We start from the raw sequence: 20,359 nt of genomic DNA, 5'->3' as shown, positions 1-20,359 counted from the left end.
GATCGTTTAGGAGTTTTAGTTTATAGAAGAAAGATGGAATTAAAGGATACTATTTCATCTTATGAAAATCCAGAAGAAAAATTACAATATTTAAAAAGTATATTAGATGAGAGCACCTTAGAATCTTTATTGATGGATTTATATAGGTCAAATGGAATAAGTTTAGATGATATTGCTATGTATTTTGAGATTAGCAATAGAGATTTTTTAGAAAAAGTAGCTCAAAAATTAAGATTTGAATATATAGATTTAGATTCAGTAGATATAAACTATAAGATTTCTGAGAAAATTCAATATTCAGTATTATCAAATTTTGGTTTTTTACCTTTCAAAGAAGATGAGATAAATCTTTATGTAGCGTATAAAGAGCCGTTTAATTTAGAAGCGCAAGATAAAGTCCAACATTTATTTAATAGAAAATTAGTTAAAAATTATGTTGCAAATCCAGCTCAAATAGAGAGATATTTAAGTAAAATTCAATTAAACGAAAGTATAAAAGATATAATTAATGATATCAGAAAAGAACTAAGCTCTGATCCTACAATGGCTTCTGGAGGAGATCAGGATAGTTCGGGTATTTTAAAACTAATTGAAGTAATTCTTAGAACTTGTATAGTAAATCGTTCAAGCGATATTCACATAGAACCAACTGAAACTAACTGCATTGTTCGTGGAAGAATTGATGGTATGTTAACTGAGATTTTTATATTTGATAAAGATATTTATCCACCGATGGTTTCAAGAATGAAACTATTATCAAATATGGATATTGCAGAAAAAAGAAAACCACAAGATGGTAGATTTTCAGCAAGGGTTTTAGATAAGGAATATGATTTTCGTATTTCAACACTACCTATAATTAATGGTGAAAGTATAGTTTTAAGGATTCTTGATAAATCAAAAATTTTAATTAGTTTGGGTAATCTTGGTATGCACCCAACAAACCTTGAAAGATTTCAAGCTGCAATGCATGCTCCTTACGGCATTATACTTGTAACCGGTCCAACAGGAAGTGGTAAGACAACAACACTTTATGCAGCACTTAATGATATGAAAAGCGTAGAAACTAAGATTATTACAGTTGAAGACCCTGTTGAATATCAACTTAATTTAATTCAACAAGTTCATGTTAATGAAAAAGCAGGACTTACATTTGCTGCGGCGCTTAGATCTATTCTAAGACAAGACCCTGATATTATCATGATAGGTGAGATTAGGGATGCTGAAACTCTTACTATTGCTATACAAGCAGCACTTACAGGGCACTTAGTGTTTTCAACCCTTCACACAAACGATGCTGTATCAGCTGTGACTAGAATTGTTGATATGGGGGTTGAGCCTTACATGGTAAGTGGTGCATTAACTGCTATTGAAGCACAAAGACTTGTAAGAAAACTTTGTCCTGCTTGTAAGCAAGTTACTAAAATACCTGATAATTTTTATTCAAGAATAGAAAAGTATTTACACGAAGTAGAAAGCCCACAATTTTATAAGCCTGTTGGCTGTCCTAAATGCTCTCAGACTGGTTATACAGGTCGTGAAATGATTAGTGAAATTCTTCCTATAAGTGATAGAATATCATCTATGGTTGCTGCTGGCGCATCTAAAGAAGAAATTAGAAAAGTAGCGTATGAAGAAGGTTTTGTTGATATGTTTCACGATGGCATTGTAAGAGCTGCTAAAGGCGTTACTAGTGTTGATGAAGTATTAAGAGTTGCGAAAGAGTAATAAATGAAGAAATTTCAAGTTGAATATATAAGTAAAGGACAAAAGAAAGTTTTAACTCTAACAGCACAAAATAAAGCAAGTGCGGTAGAGCAAGCTAAAAATAGAAATTTAGGTCGTATTGTAAAAGCTGGCGAAGTTCAAACCGTTTCTCTTATAGGAGCAGTTGATAGGTTAAAAAATCTATCTTTTTTTAAACCTACAATAAAACTACCGGATTTAATAGCTTCTATAAACCAATTAGGAGTTATGGCAGGTGCTGGTATTTCTATCCATGATAGTGTAAGAGAAGTTGCAAATTCTAGTGCTAACAAAAGAGTAAAAGAAATATTTTCTAAAGTTTATGAAGACTTAAACGCAGGTCTTAGTATAAGTTTATCTTTAGAGCCTTTTCAGGCTGAATTAGGAGATATTACTCTAGCTATGGTAAAACTTGGTGAGAGTACTGGTAAATTAGGTGAGAGCTTAAAAAAACTTGCAGAAATTTTACAAGAATTATATGACAATCAACAAAAGTTTAAAAAAGCTTTAAGATATCCTATTATAGTTGTTACAGCAATTGCAATTGCATTTACTATATTAATGCTTGTTGTTGTTCCGCAATTTAAAGAAATATTTGAACAATTAGGTGCTAATCTACCACCTGCAACTAAGGCATTATTATTTATAGAACATACTTTAAGAAATTATGGTTTATATGTTTTAGCTGTTTTAATAGGTGGTATATTTGCAAGTAGAAGATTTTATAGAATTAACGATAATTATAAGGCTTTAGTTGATAAATATGCACTTAAGACCTATTTGATAGGTAAGATTATTTTATTTGCAACTATGAGTAGATTTAATCTAATTTTTACAGAATTAGTAAGAGCAGGTATTCCTATTGCAGATGCTCTAGATACTTCTCTTAGAACGATAGCGAATACAACTATGAAAAATAAATTAAATGCAACCAAGGTTTCAATTTCAAGAGGTCTTAGTTTAACAGAAGCTTTTAAAGAAACTGAATTGTATGAAAATATGCTAATTCAAATGATTAAAGCAGGAGAAGCCAGCGGTCAGCTAGATGCAATGCTTGAAAAGGTAACTGCATATTACAAAGAAAGATTTAATAATATTATTGATAACTTATCAAGCTATATTGAGCCTATTCTTATGCTTTTTATTGCAGGTATGGTTTTATTCCTTGCTTTAGGTATTTTTATGCCTATGTGGGATTTAGGAAGCGCAGTTAAGAGCTAATTTTGATTTTTAACCATATTTATATATGGTTAAAAACTTTTTAAATTTACAATAATTTAACTAAGTTCTATACAATCTATATTTTAGAAATTAATTATTAAAATTACTCGGAATTTGAAATAGGAATTTGAGAATATAAATTATTGTAATTTCTAACAAAGTAATTCTTTAAAGGAGCAAAAATGACTAAAATATTAATGATAGAAGATGATTTAGAATTAGCAGAGATTTTAAAAGAGTATTTAGAACAATACGATATGAAAGTTGATGTAGCAGATGAACCTTATATAGGATTATCTAAATTAAATCTTACTACCTATGATTTAATTATTTTAGATTTGACTTTACCTGGTATGGATGGTCTTGAAGTGTGTAAAGAGATTAGAAAAAAACATACAAGTCCTATAATAGTTTCATCAGCAAGACATGATATAAACGACAAAGTAGAAGCTTTAGAATTAGGGGCTGATGATTATTTACCAAAGCCTTATGATCCAAAAGAATTAAAAGCAAGAATTACTTCTCATTTAAGAAGATTTGAGCAAATTCAAATAAGTGCAAATGAACATTCAAATAAGACTTTAGAATATGATGAGTTTAAGCATGCTATCTATTTTAAAGGTAAAGAATTAGTATTAACAAATGCAGAGTTTGATATATTAAGCTATTTGATTAAAAAAGAAGGTGGAGTTGTAAGCCGTGAAGAGCTTATATATAATTGCTCATCAATTAATGAAGAGAGTTCAAATAAAAGTATAGATGTAATTATTTCAAGAATTCGTCAAAAAATAAGCGATGATAGCAAAACTCCAACTCATATTCACGCAATTAGAGGAATTGGCTATAAGCTTACACAATGAAATCTAGTATTTTTTATGTAATAACATTTATTTTTATACTAGCAAGTTCTACGATAGGAGTAGCGTTTATTTGGCTTATTAATTATGATAAGATTAATTATTCAAATGAGCTAAATGCAAAATACTCTTATCTAGCAAACTTAAAACTTCAAGAATTAAACGATTCAATAACAAAAGAAGAATTTGATAATAAACAAAAGCAATTTAAATTAAAGCTAATTAGCAAAGATAATAAAAGAAACATAATTAGCGATTCAATTATACTTGCAGAAGATAGCAATAACCTAGGAACTAGTAAAATTCTTACAAATAATGGAAAGAATTACTTGTATATAATGGCAAATGATAAAGAATTTTTATATGAAGATACTAATTTTAATTCATATAGATATATGAGTATTCAAATTATTTTATGTATTGTTATTTTGGTTTTACTAATTAGTTATATATTCGTTATAGGAAAATTAAGACCTATTAGAAGACTAAAAAGACAAATTACAAAATTTGCAAATAATGATTTAGATAATATAGAAAATATTAGTAAAGGTAGCGATGAGATTTCTCAAGTTTCTGATGCCTTTTATCAAGCTATTAAAAAAATTAAAGATTTAAATACTTCAAGGCAATTTTTTTTAAGAAATATAATGCACGAATTAAAAACTCCTATTACAAAAGGTAGAATTACTGCTGAAATGCTTGAAGACACGAAATTTAAGCAAAGATTAATAAATGTATTTGATAGAATGGTTATATTAATTGACGAGTTAGCAGCAGTAGAGCAAATCACAAGTGGAGTAGCAAAAAACCCAAAAAAAATCTCTATAACTCATATTTTTAACGAAGCTAAGGAAATGCTTTTATTAGAAAATGAAAAAATAAATATAATTATAGATAATACTTTTTTAGTTTATGTAGATTTTAAGCTATTTACAACTGCTGTAAAAAATTTATTAGATAATGCAATTAAATATTCAGATGATAACGCTGTAAAGGTTATAATTTGTCAAGAGAGTATAAAATTTTATAACAAAGGTAAGAAATTAGAAAAAAATATAGAATATTATCTTGAGCCCTTTACACAAGGTGGAACTAAAGCTTCAAATTCATTCGGTTTAGGGCTTTATGTTGTAAATACAATCTTAGAAGCTCATAAATTAAAATTAAATTATAGCCATGATAATGGATATAATATTTTTTCAATAACTAATCTTACAAGCATTATAAAAGAAGAAAAATAATAAAATAACTCTATATTTACTTTTAAATAGTTAAAATAACAGCTTATTTCACACACACCAATCCTTATTTGTTGCAACTTTAGTTGTATTTGGGTGTGGAGGTAAAAACAATTTTTTAAGGAGAAACCTATGGTTACAATGAGAGATTTATTAGAATGTGGTGTGCACTTCGGGCATCAAACAAGACGCTGGAATCCTAAAATGAAAAAATTCATTTTTGGTGAGAGAAAAGGTATTTATGTAATTGATTTACAAAAAACAATTAGATATTTTAGATATACATACAATATCGTTCGTGATGCAGCAGCTGAAGGTAAAATAATTTTATTTGTTGGAACAAAAAAACAAGCTACTGATGCTATTAAAGAATACGCTATTAAATGTGGAATGCCGTATGTAAATCACAGATGGTTAGGCGGTATGATGACAAACTTCGAAACTATTCGCCAATCAATCAGAAAACTTGAAGTTATTGAAAGTATGCAAGAAGATGGAAGCATTAATCTTTTAACTAAAAAAGAAGCATTAATGTTAAACAGAAAAAAAGAAAAATTACTAGACTATTTAGGTGGTATTAGAGATCTTAAAACTCGCCCTGATATGATTTTTGTAATTGATACAGTAAAAGAAAGAATTGCGGTTGCAGAAGCAAATAGATTAAAAATCCCAGTAGTTGCACCGATTGATACTAACTGTGATCCTGATGTTGTAGATTTTCCTATCCCAGGTAATGATGATGCTATTCGCTCAGTTCAATTATTCTGCCAAGAAATGTGCGAAGCTATTCTAGAAGGTAAAGCTTTAAGAGAGCAAGATGGTGAAGTAGTTGAAAAAGCTGAAATTAGCGAAGATGAAAAACAAGAAGTTCTTGAAGAAGCTATGATGGAAGGAGAAGAATAATGGCAGAAATTACAGCAGCTATGGTAAAAGACCTGCGCGAAAGCACAGGTGCTGGAATGATGGATTGCAAAAACGCTCTTAAAGAGTGTGGTGGAGATATGCAAAAAGCTGTTGAATACTTAAGAGAAAAAGGCTTAAGTAAAGCAGCTAAAAAAGCAGATAGATTAGCAGCTGAAGGATTAGTAGGCGTTAAAATTAGTGCTAATCTAGCTAGTTTAGTAGAAATAAACTCAGAAACAGATTTCGTTGCTAAAAACGATAAATTTGTGGATTTAGTAAATAAAACAGTAGAACAAGTTCAAGTAAGTGGCGTTAGCGATGTTGAAGGCTTATTAAATAGTTCTATTGATGGTGCTAAATTTGAAGATTATTTAAAAAATCAAATTGCAACAATAGGAGAAAACCTAGTTGTAAGAAGATTTGCTACTTTAAAAGCTAGTGGAAATGAAGCTTTAAGTGGATATTTACACACAAATGGTCGTGTAGGTGTTATCGTAAAAGCTAAATTTAATAACGCAGCAAATAAAGAAAAAGTAGAAGAATTTTTAAAACAACTTTGCATGCATATTGCTGCAATGAAACCAAGTGTTTTAAGCTATAAAGAATTAGATAAAGATTTCGTAGAATCAGAATATAGAGCTTTATGTGCTGAACTTGAAAAAGAAAATGAAGAATTAGTTCGCCTTAAAAAGCCACTTCATAAAATTCCACAATTTGCAAGTAGATTACAAATCACTGATGTAGTTTTAAAGCAAGCTGAAGAAGATATTAAAGCTGAATTAAAAGCTCAAAATAAACCTGAGCAAATTTGGGATAAAATCATTCCTGGTCAAATGGCTAGATTTATAGCTGATAACTCTATACTTGATTCTCGCCTTACATTAATGGGACAATTTTATGTAATGGATGATAAAAAAACTGTAGAGCAAGTAATTGCTGATAAATCAGCTGAATTAAAAGATGAATTAGTAATTGAAAGCTTTGTTAAATACGAAGTAGGCGAAGGCTTAGAGAAGAAAAACGAAGATTTTGCAGCAGAAGTTGCAGCTCAAATGGGTAATTAATGTTACAAGCAAACGGCATTTATAAAAAATATGATGCCGTTTTGTTTGATAATTTAAATTTAACTTTAAAGCCACAACAAACTTTAGCGGTTTTAGGCAGAAGTGGTTGTGGTAAATCTACTTTATTACATATTTTATCAACACTTTTAGAACCAGATAAAGGCGAAGTTTTTTATAAAGGTAATAATATTTATAAAATAAGCGAAGACGAAAGATTAAAAATAAGAAGAAATGATTTTGGAATTATCTTTCAGCAACATTATCTTTTTAAAGGATTTTTAGCTTACGAGAACATTGAGTTAGCAAGTGTTTTATCAAATCAAAAAATAGATGAAAATATTATTGATTTTTTGGGAATTAGAAGTATTTTAAACAAAAAAGCAAATGAATTAAGTGGTGGAGAACAGCAAAGAATTAGCATTGCAAGGGTTCTTTGTAAAAAACCTAAAATTATTTTTGCAGATGAGCCAACGGGAAATCTTGATCCAAATAATGCAAAAATAGCTATGAAGTTGCTAATTGATTATGTTAAAAATAATAATTCAGCATTATTTTTAATCACACATGATGAAAGTTTAGCATTAATGTGTGATGATATCCTAAGGATTAGCAATGGGTAAATTAGTGTTTTTAAGTGGAGCAGGGCTTAGTGCTCCATCGGGCTTAAGCACATTTAGAGATAATAATGGTCTTTGGGAGCAGTATGATTTAGATGTGGTTTGTAATTATGAAACTTGGCTTAAAAATTATGATTTAGTTCATGAGTTTTACAATAAAAGAAGGCTAGAGTTAAAAAAAGTAAAACCTAATAAAATGCATGAAAAAATAGCTGAATTATCAAATAGATTTGAAGTTATTAATTTTACTCAAAATGTTGATGATTTATTAGAGCGTGCAGGTTGTAAAAACGTTATTCATTTGCATGGAAAATTATTAGAATTGCATTGTGTTAATTGTGGTGATGAAATTAGATTAAATCTTGAAGATGATTTGGAATTTGAATTCGGAAATTGTAAAAAATGTCAAAGTAAGATGATGAAGCCAAGCGTTGTATTTTTTGGAGAACATGCACCATTTTATGCTGAATTATATTCAACTTTTTATAATCTTAAAGAAGATGATTTGGCTATTATCATAGGAACAAGCGGAGCAGTTATAAACATTAATTCCTTACTAAGATTTGCAAAATCAAAAAATATTTTAATAAATTTAGAAAAAAATAAATATATAGATGAATGTTTATTTTCTAATGTAATCTACAAATCTTGTGATGAATGTATTGACGAATTAGAGCAAATTATTCAAGAATGGAACTCGTAAGATTATTTAGCGAACAAAATATAGTTTTGTTTATGTTGCTATTAGCAAGAATGAGTGGTCTTTGCTTATTTTTTCCTTTTTATTCACATTTGCAAATTCCTGTGATTATTAAAACTAGTTTTATTATAATTTTAGTTTTCTTTTTTTATCCATTAGCACATACAAACATAACTCCTAATTTAATAACCTATGCAATTGTTATGGAGCTAATCTTTGGTTTAATTGCAGGATTATGTTTGCAGCTTACATTTGCGATTTTGCAAATGTGTGGAGAGCATATTAGTTTTATTATGGGTTTTTCTATGGCAAGTGTGCTTGACCCAAATACTGGTGCAAATACACCTATCATAGGACATTTTATTTCACTTTTAGCGTTATTATTATTTTTAGCTTATGATGGACATCATTTAGTTTTAATGTTTTGGGCTAAGAGTTTAGATAGTGTTTTATTAGGTGATTTTATGTTAAGTAATGTTTGGTTTAATCAAATTATGCTTGAGGTAAAAGATATATATTTAATAGGGCTTAGTTTGGCATTTCCTATTATTGCTATATCTATGCTTAGTGATTTTGTATTTGGCTTACTTATGAAAACTATGCCACAATTTAACCTTTTAGTGGTAGGCTACCCTATAAAAATAACTGTCGCATTTATTGTTTTGATGACAATTTTAGCTACAATTTTATTTTATTTTAAAGAATTAGTATTGAAAGTGTTTAAACAACTTGAATTATTTATTAGTTAGGAAGGTGAAATGAAAGCTATATTAATAAACAAAAATCCAGCAATTTCAAGATTGATTAGTCTTAGTTTGCAAAAATTAAATATTGTTTATAAAGAAATAGATAGTGTTGAAGGTCTTGAAGAGTGCGATATTATAATAGCTGATAGTGAGTGTGATATTGATATTAATAAATGCAAAGAGATATCAAAAAAACTTATATTATTATTACCTAAAAACGAAACAAGTGATGAAGCTTTAGTGATTCATAAGCCATTTTTACCTACTGATTTTATAGATTTAATAAATAGTTTTAAAGATGAACTTAAAGAAGAAAAATTAAATATACATGATGAATTAGAAAATATTGATTTATTAAATGATACTATTGATTTAGAAGATTTTAAAGTTGATGACATTAACGATGAATTAGATATTTCATTTTTAGATGAGAATAAATTAGAAAATGATTTAGATTTTGAATTTAATGATTTAGATACTTTAGAAGAAATTGAAGAAAAATTAGAAAATAATTTTGAAGAAGACCCAATAAATTTAGATGATTTAGAAAATGATTCTTTAGAAGATATTGAAGATATTTTAAATGATAAAGAAGAAGCAGAAGATAATTCTTTAGAATTAAATGAAGAGAATTTAGATAAGCCTTTAGATGATAATTTAGACTTTTTAGAAGAAGATTTAAATAATAATGAGTTAGAAGAAAATATTTTAGAAAATGATTTGGGTGTTTCTAACGATGAAGAATTAGCTTTAGATAATGAATTTGATAATTTAGAAGAAAACGAATTAAGCAATGAAGAATTATCAAACGAATTAGATGAATTACATAATTTAGATGATTTTTCAATGCCAGAAAGCTTTGAAGAATTAAGAAGAGATTATGAAGATTTATTGCAAGATGATGATAAATTAGAAGAAACAATTTTAAGCGATGATCTAGAAACAAATTTAGATTTAAATGAAGATTTGCTTGAAAACAATAATAATTTAGACTTAAGCGAAGATTTAGAAATAAAAGATGATTTAATAAATAATGATTTTAATTTAGATGAAGATTTAAGTTTAGATGATTTAGATGTTAATCAAGATATGAAATTATCAAATTTAGAAGATGAACTTAATTTAGATGAAGAAGTATTAAATGAAGATTTAGTAAATAGCGAATTTGATTTAGCTGAAGATTTTGATAATTTAAGCGAAGAATTACTAGAAGATGAAAGTAATTTAGAATTAAGCGAAGAATTAGATTTCAATGAAGATTTAGCTAATATTGATGAAGAAAATGCAAACAATGAAGGCTTTGAAAATTTAAATGATTTTGATAGCGAATTAAAAGAATTTGAAGATGATAATAATATTGAAGAAAAAATTATAGCTAATGATTTAGATATTCAAGAAAGTGATTTAATTAGCGATGAGATAAAATTAGAAGATTTAAAAGAAAAAAATGAAATAGGAGAAGAGCAAGTGAGCGATTTTGATGAATTAGACGAAATTGAAATTAAAAAAGCTTTAGGTGAAGAAATATCTTCAGATGAACCTATAATAAGCAAAGAAGAAGCTAAGCAAAATGAAATAATGAATAATATTGAAGTTAGTTCAGATGATGATATAAGCGAAGTTAGCGAGAATGTAACAAAGGCAGTAAATCAAGCTATTATAAATAGCACTAAGAGTACTAAAAATCGTATAAAAGATATAAATATATCAATTAACATAAGTTTTAAAGATTAATTATGGCAGGAATTTTATTAATATCAGGCCCAAGTGGTGCGGGCAAAAGCACCCTATTAGAGCGTTTAGCACAAGATTATAATGACTTTTATTTTTCTATATCAGCTACTACTAGAGCTCCTAGAGTAGGCGAGAAAGAAGGTGTAAATTATTATTATTTAACCCATGAAGAATTTGAATTAGGAATTAAGAATGATGAGTTTTTAGAATATGCAAATGTTCATGGTAATTATTATGGAACACCATTAAAACCAATATATGATGCTTTAGAAAATGGTAAAAATGTTATTTTAGATATTGATGTTCAAGGTTTTAGAATTGTTAAAGATAAATTAGGTAAAGACTTTTTATCAGTTTTCATAAGTCCTGAGAATGAAAAAGTATTAAAAGAGCGTTTGGTTTGTCGTGGGACAGAAAGTGAAGATGTAATATCAAAAAGACTTCATAATGCAACAGCAGAAGTTCAAGCTATCGGAAGATATGACTTTTTTATAATTAATGATGATTTAGATAAAGCTTATAAAGAACTTAAATTGCTTTACCAAGCAGCAAACTTAAAAGTGTTAAATAAAGATATCAAAAAATTTATTTCAGAATGGAAAAAAGGAGAATAAAATGGGAATAGGTAGTGGATGGCACTGGATTATAGTTTTACTTGTAATAGTGTTATTATTTGGCGGTAAGAAATTACCTGAACTTGCAAAAGGCTTAGGAAAAGGAATTAAAACTTTCAAAAAAGAAATGGCTGATGATACTCCAGCAAAAAGTATTAATGAAGTTGATGAATTAGCTGATAATACAAAAAAAACAGAGGCTAATGAAATAAAAAGTGAGCAAAAAGCCTAATGCTAAAGGATAGTGTTAAAGAATATTTAAGTAAAGAATTAGATTGTAACTTTAGTTTAGAAAGTCCAAAAGACAGAAGTTTAGCTCATTTTGCAATGCCGTGTTTTAGCTTTGCAAAAGAGCTTAGAAAATCTCCAAATCAAATAGCTCAAGATTTTGCAAACAAGCTTAAAAATTGTGATATTTTTAGTAGTGTTGAAGCTGTTAATGCTTATGTTAATTTCAAATTATCAAATGAATTTTTAGATAAATTATGTAAAAACGCTTTAAATAATCCTAAAGATTTTGCAAAAAGTCCTAAGAAAGATTATAAAATACTACTTGAATATGTAAGCGCAAACCCAACAGGACCACTTCATATAGGTCATGCAAGGGGTGCTATATATGGAGATAGTTTAAATAGAATTGCAAAACATTTAGGCTATACATTTGATACTGAGTATTATGTAAATGACGCAGGAAATCAAATAGATTTATTAGGAACTAGCGTAATTTTAGCTATAAGAGATTTTGTTTTAAAAGAAAAGGTTGAATATCCAGAAAGCTTTTATGGTGGCGAATATATGCAAGAGCTTGCTTTTAAATTTTATGAAGAATTTAAAAACGATTACGAGAGTAAAAAAGCCGAAATTGCTAACTTAGCAAAAGATGAAGTTTTAAAAGAAATAAAGCAAACATTAGCAAATGCAAGAATTAAAATTGATAATTATGTAAGCGAAACTTCTTATTATTCTAAGTTAGATGAAACTCTAAATAAGCTTAAAAATGCTAATGCAACTTATGAAAAAGAAGGTAAATTATTCTTAGCATCTACTAAATACGGCGATGATTTAGATAGAGTAATTGTGCGTGAAGACGGAAGAGGCACTTATCTTGCAGCTGATATTGTTTATCACGATGATAAATTAAGTAGAGGCTATGATAAGGTAATTAATATTTGGGGAGCAGATCATCATGGATATATTGCTCGTGTAAAAGCTGCAATGAGCGCTTTAGGTCATGATGCAAACAATCTTGAAGTAATACTTGCTCAAATGGTTAATTTATTAAAAAATGGTCAGCCTTATAAAATGAGTAAAAGAAAAGGTAATGTAATTTTATTTAGCGATGTTTTAGAAGATATTGGAGCAGACGCTTTGCGTTATATTTTTATAAGCAAGCGTTGTGATAGCCCGCTTGAGTTTGATGTTGATGAGTTTAAAAAACAAGATAGCTCAAACCCAGTATTTTATATAAACTACGCACACGCTAGAATTCATCAAATTTTTGCAAAAGCAAATAAGAGCTTTGATGATGTAGTTAATGTTGATTTAAGTAGTTTTAATGATGAAAATGCACTTAATTTATTGTTTGATTCTTTAACTTTAAATGATGTTTTAGAAGATGCTTTTAATAGCAGAACTCTTTCTAAAGTTTGTGATTATTTAAAACAAATTGCAAGCTCATTCCATAAAATCTATAATGAAACTAGAGTAGTAGGTCATGAAAATGAAGAGCAATATTTAAAGATTTTTGCTCAAGTGGCATTAAGTATTAAAACAGGTTTTGATTTAATAGGAATTAATGCACTAACAAGAATGGAAAAAGAATGAGCCATAAAAAACACAATAAATCCCCAGAGCAAGTAGCTTTGGGGATTAATAAAATTTATAAAAGTAAAAAAATAGAAAGTTATGTAGTTTTAATAGTCTTAGCATTTTGTTCTTATGCCATAGGAGAGCTTAGTTTTTTTAAGAAATTTGGAATATCAGCTTTAATAATCGCAGTTGTTTTGGGAGCTGTTATTGGAAATTTCGCACATCATAATGTAAGCTTACTTAAAAAAACAGGAGCTTTAGGGGTTTGTACTAAGCAAGTTTTAAGACTTGGAATTATTTTATATGGCTTTAGAATATCTTTAAGTGATATTGAGAGCATAGGCTTAAGTGGAGTAGGGCTTGCTGCTTTTATTGTATTTTCTACATTCTTTTTTGGTTTATTGATTGGAAAAATTTTAAAAATAGACTTTTTACAATCAGCATTAATTGCGAGTGGTTCTAGTATTTGTGGAGCTGCTGCAGTTTTAGCAAGCGAAAGTGTGCTTAAAGGTGGTTCTGCTAGAGTTGGGGTTGCGGTTTGCACTGTTGTTGTTTTTGGCAGTTTAGGAATGTTTCTTTTGCCTTTAACACAAAGTTTTTTTGCTTTAGATGAAAGACTTTTTGGCTTTTTAGTAGGTGGGACTTTACATGAAGTCGCACATGTAGTTGGAGCTGGTTCAAGCATAGGTGTTGAAGGTGCTACTAGTAGTATTGTTGTAAAAATGGTAAGAGTTTTAATGCTTGTTCCGTTTTTGATAATGCTTAGTTTTGGTTTTAAAAAAGAAGAAAAAAACGGCAGTTTCCTAAATCAAATTCCTTGGTTTGCTATATGGTTTTTAATAGCTTGTGGTGTATCTAGTATGCCTATTTTAAATACTGATTTTGCATTAAGCGTAATAAAACCAAATATAGCCGTATTTGATACATTTTTACTAAGTCTTAGTATGGTTGCACTTGGAGTAAATATAAGAAAGGATATGTTAAGCAAAGCTGGTCTTAAACCATTCATTATGGCTATTATTTTATGCGTTTGGCTAATAGTTTCAGCTTATGCTTATATAAAGGTGTTTTGTTAATGAGAGCAGAATGGCAAAAATGTGAATATATTTTACTTGCGTTACCGCACAAAAATAGTGATTGGTCGCCTTATTTAGAAGAGATTTTAAGCTCTTATTTGGATTTTGCAAAGGCAATTTCTAAACATTGTAAGGTGTTATTAGTTCATCACGAAAGTGCTGATTTAACTGAGTTTAAAAAGCTTGATAATATTGAGTTTTATTGTTTTAATACAAATGATACTTGGATAAGAGATTTTGGTCCTATTGATAATAATTTGGATTTTATCTTTAATGCGTGGGGTAATAAATTTAGCTCAAATCTTGATAATGCTTTTAATGAAAGTTTGTTTAAAAACTATCTTAAAAAAGATTTAAAGAAGATTGATTTTATTCTTGAAGGTGGCAGTATTGATACAAATGGCAAGGTATTGCTAACTACAAGCGAGTGTTTATTAAACGATAATCGTAACAAACTTAGCAAAGAAGAAATTGAAAATACCTTAAAAGAGCATTTAAAGGTTAGCGAAGTTTTATGGCTTGAAAATGGTGTTATTATAGGAGATGATACGGATTCTCATGTGGATACTTTAGCAAGATTTATTGATGAAAACACCATAGCTTATAGTTCTTGCGAAGATTTAAACGATGAAAATTACGCAAGTTTAAAAGCAATGGAAGATGAGCTTAAGAAAACAAAATATAATTTAATTTCTTTACCAATTCCTAGTAAAAAGTATTATGAAGGAAAAAGATTAGGCTGCACTTATGCTAATTTCGTTTTTGTAAATAATGCTTTAATAATTCCTTGTTATGATGATAAAAATGATGAAATCGTAAAAGAAAAATTACAAGCTGCATTACCAAATCACGAAATTATCATGGTAAATGCACTTGTATTTGTAAGACAAAATGGCTCACTTCATTGTTCTTGTATGAATATTTTTAAGGATTGATTATGTTAAAAATCGGACTTGTATCTCAAAAATATAGTGAAAATATGAGAGAAATCACTAAAGAAAAAATAAAAAATGTAGCAAACAAAGGAGCAAAATTAGTAATTTTGCAAGAATTACACCAAAATGCTTATTTTTGCCAAGTTCAAAATACAAATAATTTTGACCTAGCAGCAAATTATGAAGATGATTTAAAGTTTTGGAGTGAAGTTGCAAAGCAAAATAAAGTGGTTTTAGTAACTTCTTTATATGAAAAACGCTTAGAAGGTTTATATCATAATACAGCAGTGGTTTTTGAAAGTGATGGCTCTATTGCAGGAAAATATCGTAAAATGCACATACCAGATGATCCACACTTTTATGAGAAATTTTATTTTACCCCAGGAGATTTAGGCTTTAAAGCGATAGATACAAGTGTAGGTCGCTTAGGCGTGCTTGTTTGCTGGGATCAGTGGTATCCTGAAGCTGCAAGACTTATGGCACTTGATGGCGCACAAATTTTAATATATCCTACGGCTATTGGTTGGCTTTATGAAAACGGCGTTAGTGATGATAGCGAAACCATGCAAGATCAATTAAATGCTTGGTTAGGGGTTCAAAGAGGTCATGCGATAGCAAATTGCTTGCCAGTAGTTGGGGTTAATCGTGTGGGCTTTGAAGATGTAGCTTTAAGTGGAGAAAGTAGCATTACTCAAGATGAAGCAACTCACACCAAACAAAGCAAAGAAAACTCTAAAAATGGAATTGATTTTTGGGGTAATAGCTTTATTTATGACGCTCAAGGCAAAGAAATCTTTAGAAGTAATACAAGTGATGAACTAGAAATTGTGATTGAAATTGACATGAAAAAATGCGAGCAAATAAGACGCTGGTGGCCATTCTTAAGAGATAGAAGAATAGAACATTATAATGACTTAACCAAAAGAGCTATAAAAGATTAAAACACTTTAAACCAACTTCTAATTCCTAATTCAAATTCCATTAAAATTCAAGGAATTTGAAATAGGAATTTCATATTTACAAAAAGTAGCAAATAATTAAATTTGATAAAGATTTTTAATACTTTATTAAATAAATGCTATGATATGAAAAACATTTAAGGTTATAGTATGAAAAACACATTAGAATTCTTAAAAATACTTTTTAAGATTTTTATAATAATTGAAATAGTGATTGTTATTTTTTCGGTTATTAGTGGGGCTTTTTATATTAGTTTTGGCTTAGAAGTGTTTGCTGTAATCATGGTTATTTTTATAAACATAAATAATATTATTTTTGAAAAATTAAGTCAAATAATAATTTTAGTATATAACTCATTTTTATTTTCTCCTTTAGTGTATTTTCAAATTTTTATAATTATGTTTTTCGCAATACTTTTCTTTATTTTGAAAAAGAAAATTAATAATATGCTAGCTTTTAGTTGCAGCATAATTCCTATGATAATAATATTATCTACCTTAAGTAGTTATTACTTAAGAACCATACCTGATTACTCAAGTAAAACTAATGAAAGAATAGTAACTCTAAGTGATTATAAAAAATATCAGCAAGGCTATTGCTTAAAAGAAGATAGGATATTACCTAAAGATGAGCTTTATAAAAGAGTGGTGATTGATGTTTTTACAAAGCAATTAATACATAAAGATATTGTTGATAAAAGGGTTTATAATAGAATTGCAAATTACAAATATAAGATACATAAAGATATTAGTCTAGATAATTACAAAGATTACTTAAGAAAAAATGCTTATTCTAAAGGATATGTTAATTACGATGAATTAGAATTAGTTGATTATACTAAATATCTAGTAGTTAAAAATAATACAGCTGGATTTACCAAACCTATTATTCTTGTGAGTGATAGCTCAATTTCAATTACATTTTATACTGACATAGCCTTTGAATTTAAAGATAATATATATAGAACCTATAGTTTTTATCTTCTTGATGAATTTGATGAGCGTGAAGATAAAGAAAAAGAGTATAAATATAGACTTAGAGTTTTTAATCATGAGTTTTTATCATACGAAGCTGATATAAAGAAAAAACGTAGTTATAGACGTAAATTTGATAATTGTGGTTATTCAAACCTAAACCCAGAAAAACAAGCAAAAGAAAGCTTAGAAGAAATAAACTTTAAATAAAAGGAGAAAACATGGCAAATTTTAGATTAGATTTAAATGGTGATTTTATAAATATTAGAATTATATAAACAAAATAAATCTCATAACAAAGTAAATATAAAACTTCTAATTCCTATTTCAAATTCCTTGAAAAATTATGAGAATTTGAAATAGGAATTAGAAATATTTTAATAAGCATAAAATTATTTTAAATTGATAATTGATATAATCAATAAATTTTAAAATTAAGGAGAAACAATGGCTTTTAAGAACGCAGTAGTTACAAAAGAACTTAATGAAAAATATAAAATGACAGATATTTTTTGCAATTATACAGATAGCTTATATTATAAACAAAATCGTATGTTGCCTGATGAAAAAAGAATAGTGATAGATGAAGAATTAGATTGTTTTATGATGCAAGCTTATAATTTTTTAGACCCTGAATTAGAGCGAGCAAGACTTAGCAAAGGTTTGTGGGTTTTATATTATAAAGGTAATTTGATTGAAGTTATACTTGATTATGATTTTGATATAACAATAGATGGTGTTTTATATGATAAAGTTTGGAGTATTTTTGATATTAAAAACAATGAATTATTAAGCGAAAAAGAAGTTATAAATCTTCTTAAAGAAATATTAGATGTTTATAATCTTTCTGGTGCTTGGGAAACAATTGACGGCTATAAAGTATATGTAATAGATGAATTGATAAAGGAATAATCATTTAATATATGCAAAGAGATTACGATAAAGAGCCGGTAATTATCAAGGATATTAATACATTTTTTGATTTTTTACCTGCTTTTGTTTGTATGATAATAAGTTATATTGCATATTTTCTAACAGATAATCCTAGCACTTCACTTCATAGAAATGTTTTTATAATTATGCCATTTTTAGCACTACCTTACATAAGACCTTTTGTAAAGTGTAAAAGAGAAATCATAATTACTAAAAATACCATTAATTATCTAAATAATGGCGAAGTACTAGAAAGTATTGATTTAAATAAGCCTTTTAAGATATACAAAAGCTTTTCGGTAGTTCATCACAAATCGCAAAAACCCCATGAAGTAATTCAAATTTTATGGCTTTTTTTATTGCCTGCTACTATCTTACAATACTTTATAAATTTTATTCTTAAATTATTTTATTATATATTTACGCTTAAACTAAAACACTATAAGGTAATGGACTCGGTAATGTTATTGCAAGATGAAAAGATTATAAATATCTTAAGCATTGAAAAATATCACGAGCTTGAAAAGTATTTTAAAGATAATCATAATATCAATATAAAAGAGCTTAAAATTTATTTTCATAAATATGGTTATATTTATGAAAAACTTTAATTTCAAATTCCTATTTCAAATTCTTTTTGTTTTATTTATTTTTTGTAAAATTGTAATATCTTTGTAATAAATTTTCTAAATTTCCCCAATTTTTCACAAAAAATTCACATAGGTTTTTTAAGATTTAATAAATCAATTTAAGGAGAAGTTATGAAAACAAAATTAAGTTTTATACTTTTATTATCATCAGCTGTATTTGCAATTGACCCAAGTGTAGCAAAGATAAAATCAGCCACCGGACAAGAGCCAAAAGTAGTTCCTTGGGTAGTGCCAAGTGCTATGGATGATGATGGATATTTAGATGAGAGCAAATTGCCAAAGGGTTCAAAATACATTGAAGCTGTAATCTTAGGTAATAAAATAATGAATGAAACTTCGTATTACATAGGACCAAAAGCAAAAGATGAGAGCAAAAGATATGCAGGAAACAACCTATCTTGCAGTAGTTGTCATGCAGCAGGCGGAACCGTGCCTTATGAAGCTGGATATGTAGGCATTTATGCTAGATTTCCACAATATTTAGCAAGAGGCGATCAAATCGCAACCATTGAAAATAGAATAAATGGCTGTATGGAACGCTCTATGAATGGTAAGCCACTACCTATTAATTCGCCTGAGATGAAAGCAATGGTAACTTATATGCACTATTTAAGCCAAGGTGTTCCTATTGGTGCTAAGGTTGAAGGGCAAGGACTTACTAAAATAAAATTATTAAATAGAGCAGCAGACCCTAAAAAAGGTAAAGCTATCTATGAAGACAAATGCTCAGCCTGTCATGGTGAAAACGGAGAAGGCGTTGTAAATGATGAACAAAGGGGTGGATATTATGTATATCCTGCACTTTGGGGAGATGATAGCTATAATACTGGTGCTGGTATGTATAGATTAATAAAAGCTGCTCAGTATATTAAAGGCAATATGCCAAAAGGCGATGCAACTTTAAGCGATGAAGAAGCCTTTGATGTAGCATCGTATATTAATTCAAAACAAAGACCTATAAAGGCTAATCGTGAAGCTGATTTTCCTGATAGAAGAACAAAGCCACTTGATATGGATGTGCCACCTTATGATGATGATTTTGATGTAAATGAGCATAGATTTGGACCATATATTGAAATGGGTAAGGTAAGTAAAGCGAAATGATATTAAAGGAATTTCTTCATTGAAATTCCTTAAAACTGCAAAGAATTTGAATTCGGAAATTAATTTTCTAAATTACTTTTCAAAAATTGATGAAAATCAAAATTAATTTTTAAAACTTTTTTTACAATGCAAAATAAAAAAGGAGAAAAAATGTTTGATTTTAAATCTTGGAAAAAAGTAAGTTTAGCAAATGCTACTGTTGATTTTTATGAAAATGATGAATATTTAGCATTTGATAGTAGTAAATGTATGCCACCTGAGCCTATGATAAATGCAAGAGTAGGGCTTAATAGCCTAAAGCCAAATCAAAAATTAATCATGCTAAATCACAAAAATCCATTAGGATTACTTCCTAGCGTTAAACCTTATTATGAGATTGAAACTACGCAAAAAGATGGCTTATTTTGGTTAGTTTTTACAAAAATTAAAGAGCATGATAATTTTGATGAAGCTTGTAAAGATCATCCTTAAGGATTAA

Annotated in this window: 21 protein-coding genes; all 21 read left to right on the top strand. The window is 28.3% G+C overall.

All coding sequences use genetic code 11. The annotated features are described in order from the left end of the window. Window positions 1-33 precede the first annotated feature (33 nt). Window positions 34-1,728, top strand: coding sequence for a GspE/PulE family protein (locus tag AVANS_RS06165; RefSeq protein ID WP_239818539.1), 1,695 nt, complete (start codon window positions 34-36; stop codon window positions 1,726-1,728). 3 nt (window positions 1,729-1,731) lie between these two features. After that, window positions 1,732-2,967: a type II secretion system F family protein gene (locus tag AVANS_RS06160; RefSeq protein ID WP_239817014.1), complete on the top strand. Its 1,236-nt coding sequence runs from the start codon at window positions 1,732-1,734 to the stop codon at window positions 2,965-2,967. Window positions 2,968-3,149: 182 nt separating this feature from the next. Beyond that, window positions 3,150-3,827 (top strand): response regulator transcription factor, encoded by a 678-nt coding sequence (locus tag AVANS_RS06155; RefSeq protein ID WP_239817013.1) that lies wholly within the window; start codon window positions 3,150-3,152, stop codon window positions 3,825-3,827. After that, the gene (locus tag AVANS_RS06150) at window positions 3,824-5,065 is read left to right on the top strand and encodes an ArsS family sensor histidine kinase (RefSeq protein WP_239817012.1); all 1,242 of its coding nucleotides are present in this window, start codon (window positions 3,824-3,826) and stop codon (window positions 5,063-5,065) included. The genes AVANS_RS06155 and AVANS_RS06150 overlap by 4 nt, the downstream gene beginning before the upstream one ends. Window positions 5,066-5,194: 129 nt before the next feature. Next, window positions 5,195-5,965, top strand: coding sequence for a 30S ribosomal protein S2 (gene rpsB / locus AVANS_RS06145; protein WP_239817011.1), 771 nt, complete (start codon window positions 5,195-5,197; stop codon window positions 5,963-5,965). Further along, window positions 5,965-7,029, top strand: a complete 1,065-nt coding sequence (tsf, locus tag AVANS_RS06140; protein WP_239817010.1) for a translation elongation factor Ts — start codon at window positions 5,965-5,967, stop codon at window positions 7,027-7,029. The genes rpsB and tsf overlap by 1 nt, the downstream gene beginning before the upstream one ends. Continuing rightward, window positions 7,029-7,649 (top strand): ABC transporter ATP-binding protein, encoded by a 621-nt coding sequence (locus tag AVANS_RS06135; RefSeq protein WP_239817009.1) that lies wholly within the window; start codon window positions 7,029-7,031, stop codon window positions 7,647-7,649. The genes tsf and AVANS_RS06135 overlap by 1 nt, the downstream gene beginning before the upstream one ends. Further along, on the top strand, window positions 7,642-8,349 hold the full coding sequence (locus AVANS_RS06130; protein ID WP_239817008.1) for an NAD-dependent deacetylase: 708 nt from the start codon (window positions 7,642-7,644) through the stop codon (window positions 8,347-8,349). Before AVANS_RS06135 ends, AVANS_RS06130 begins: the two co-directional genes overlap by 8 nt. Beyond that, window positions 8,337-9,095: a flagellar biosynthetic protein FliR gene (gene fliR / locus AVANS_RS06125; RefSeq protein WP_239817007.1), complete on the top strand. Its 759-nt coding sequence runs from the start codon at window positions 8,337-8,339 to the stop codon at window positions 9,093-9,095. The genes AVANS_RS06130 and fliR overlap by 13 nt, the downstream gene beginning before the upstream one ends. Before the next feature lie 9 nt (window positions 9,096-9,104). Continuing rightward, window positions 9,105-10,826 (top strand): hypothetical protein, encoded by a 1,722-nt coding sequence (locus AVANS_RS06120; RefSeq protein ID WP_239817006.1) that lies wholly within the window; start codon window positions 9,105-9,107, stop codon window positions 10,824-10,826. Window positions 10,827-10,828: 2 nt separating this feature from the next. Next, window positions 10,829-11,440 (top strand): guanylate kinase, encoded by a 612-nt coding sequence (gene gmk, locus AVANS_RS06115; RefSeq protein WP_239817005.1) that lies wholly within the window; start codon window positions 10,829-10,831, stop codon window positions 11,438-11,440. A 1-nt stretch (window position 11,441) separates the two neighbouring features. Beyond that, complete coding sequence (gene tatA / locus AVANS_RS06110; RefSeq protein ID WP_239817004.1) at window positions 11,442-11,672, top strand: twin-arginine translocase TatA/TatE family subunit; 231 nt, start codon at window positions 11,442-11,444, stop codon at window positions 11,670-11,672. Further along, on the top strand, window positions 11,672-13,264 hold the full coding sequence (gene argS / locus AVANS_RS06105) for an arginine--tRNA ligase (RefSeq protein WP_239817003.1): 1,593 nt from the start codon (window positions 11,672-11,674) through the stop codon (window positions 13,262-13,264). The genes tatA and argS overlap by 1 nt, the downstream gene beginning before the upstream one ends. After that, complete coding sequence (locus tag AVANS_RS06100; protein ID WP_239817002.1) at window positions 13,261-14,325, top strand: putative sulfate exporter family transporter; 1,065 nt, start codon at window positions 13,261-13,263, stop codon at window positions 14,323-14,325. The genes argS and AVANS_RS06100 overlap by 4 nt, the downstream gene beginning before the upstream one ends. Beyond that, the gene (locus tag AVANS_RS06095) at window positions 14,325-15,260 is read left to right on the top strand and encodes an agmatine deiminase family protein (RefSeq protein WP_239817001.1); all 936 of its coding nucleotides are present in this window, start codon (window positions 14,325-14,327) and stop codon (window positions 15,258-15,260) included. Before AVANS_RS06100 ends, AVANS_RS06095 begins: the two co-directional genes overlap by 1 nt. Before the next feature lie 2 nt (window positions 15,261-15,262). After that, window positions 15,263-16,201 carry a carbon-nitrogen hydrolase gene (locus tag AVANS_RS06090; protein ID WP_239817000.1) on the top strand — a complete coding sequence of 313 codons (939 nt, stop codon included), beginning with the start codon at window positions 15,263-15,265 and terminating at the stop codon, window positions 16,199-16,201. Window positions 16,202-16,369: 168 nt separating this feature from the next. Further along, a complete protein-coding gene (locus AVANS_RS06085; protein WP_239816999.1) occupies window positions 16,370-17,404 on the top strand; it encodes a hypothetical protein in 1,035 nt (344 codons plus the stop codon). Window positions 17,405-17,641: 237 nt separating this feature from the next. Next, window positions 17,642-18,106 carry a hypothetical protein gene (locus AVANS_RS06080; RefSeq protein WP_239816998.1) on the top strand — a complete coding sequence of 155 codons (465 nt, stop codon included), beginning with the start codon at window positions 17,642-17,644 and terminating at the stop codon, window positions 18,104-18,106. A gap of 11 nt (window positions 18,107-18,117) precedes the next feature. Further along, the gene (locus AVANS_RS06075) at window positions 18,118-18,738 is read left to right on the top strand and encodes a hypothetical protein (protein ID WP_239816997.1); all 621 of its coding nucleotides are present in this window, start codon (window positions 18,118-18,120) and stop codon (window positions 18,736-18,738) included. Window positions 18,739-18,888: 150 nt separating this feature from the next. Continuing rightward, window positions 18,889-19,881 carry a c-type cytochrome gene (locus AVANS_RS06070; protein WP_239816996.1) on the top strand — a complete coding sequence of 331 codons (993 nt, stop codon included), beginning with the start codon at window positions 18,889-18,891 and terminating at the stop codon, window positions 19,879-19,881. Window positions 19,882-20,031: 150 nt separating this feature from the next. Then, on the top strand, window positions 20,032-20,352 hold the full coding sequence (locus AVANS_RS06065) for a hypothetical protein (protein WP_239816995.1): 321 nt from the start codon (window positions 20,032-20,034) through the stop codon (window positions 20,350-20,352). Window positions 20,353-20,359: the final 7 nt, after the last annotated feature.

Origin of the sequence: Campylobacter sp. RM5004 (genome assembly GCF_022369455.1) — a bacterium.
Taxonomy (GTDB): Bacteria; Campylobacterota; Campylobacteria; order Campylobacterales; family Campylobacteraceae; genus Campylobacter_E.
The sequence above is the reverse complement of the archived record's forward strand: the minus strand, read 5'-3'. Positions and strand labels throughout refer to the sequence as shown.

Coding starts and splice junctions, on each gene's coding strand:
- AVANS_RS06165 (WP_239818539.1), top strand. CDS start 34: ATGGAATTAAAGGATACTATTTCATCTTATGAAAATCCAGAAGAAAAA.
- AVANS_RS06160 (WP_239817014.1), top strand. CDS start 1,732: ATGAAGAAATTTCAAGTTGAATATATAAGTAAAGGACAAAAGAAAGTT.
- AVANS_RS06155 (WP_239817013.1), top strand. CDS start 3,150: ATGACTAAAATATTAATGATAGAAGATGATTTAGAATTAGCAGAGATT.
- AVANS_RS06150 (WP_239817012.1), top strand. CDS start 3,824: ATGAAATCTAGTATTTTTTATGTAATAACATTTATTTTTATACTAGCA.
- rpsB (WP_239817011.1), top strand. CDS start 5,195: ATGGTTACAATGAGAGATTTATTAGAATGTGGTGTGCACTTCGGGCAT.
- tsf (WP_239817010.1), top strand. CDS start 5,965: ATGGCAGAAATTACAGCAGCTATGGTAAAAGACCTGCGCGAAAGCACA.
- AVANS_RS06135 (WP_239817009.1), top strand. CDS start 7,029: ATGTTACAAGCAAACGGCATTTATAAAAAATATGATGCCGTTTTGTTT.
- AVANS_RS06130 (WP_239817008.1), top strand. CDS start 7,642: ATGGGTAAATTAGTGTTTTTAAGTGGAGCAGGGCTTAGTGCTCCATCG.
- fliR (WP_239817007.1), top strand. CDS start 8,337: ATGGAACTCGTAAGATTATTTAGCGAACAAAATATAGTTTTGTTTATG.
- AVANS_RS06120 (WP_239817006.1), top strand. CDS start 9,105: ATGAAAGCTATATTAATAAACAAAAATCCAGCAATTTCAAGATTGATT.
- gmk (WP_239817005.1), top strand. CDS start 10,829: ATGGCAGGAATTTTATTAATATCAGGCCCAAGTGGTGCGGGCAAAAGC.
- tatA (WP_239817004.1), top strand. CDS start 11,442: ATGGGAATAGGTAGTGGATGGCACTGGATTATAGTTTTACTTGTAATA.
- argS (WP_239817003.1), top strand. CDS start 11,672: ATGCTAAAGGATAGTGTTAAAGAATATTTAAGTAAAGAATTAGATTGT.
- AVANS_RS06100 (WP_239817002.1), top strand. CDS start 13,261: ATGAGCCATAAAAAACACAATAAATCCCCAGAGCAAGTAGCTTTGGGG.
- AVANS_RS06095 (WP_239817001.1), top strand. CDS start 14,325: ATGAGAGCAGAATGGCAAAAATGTGAATATATTTTACTTGCGTTACCG.
- AVANS_RS06090 (WP_239817000.1), top strand. CDS start 15,263: ATGTTAAAAATCGGACTTGTATCTCAAAAATATAGTGAAAATATGAGA.
- AVANS_RS06085 (WP_239816999.1), top strand. CDS start 16,370: ATGAAAAACACATTAGAATTCTTAAAAATACTTTTTAAGATTTTTATA.
- AVANS_RS06080 (WP_239816998.1), top strand. CDS start 17,642: ATGGCTTTTAAGAACGCAGTAGTTACAAAAGAACTTAATGAAAAATAT.
- AVANS_RS06075 (WP_239816997.1), top strand. CDS start 18,118: ATGCAAAGAGATTACGATAAAGAGCCGGTAATTATCAAGGATATTAAT.
- AVANS_RS06070 (WP_239816996.1), top strand. CDS start 18,889: ATGAAAACAAAATTAAGTTTTATACTTTTATTATCATCAGCTGTATTT.
- AVANS_RS06065 (WP_239816995.1), top strand. CDS start 20,032: ATGTTTGATTTTAAATCTTGGAAAAAAGTAAGTTTAGCAAATGCTACT.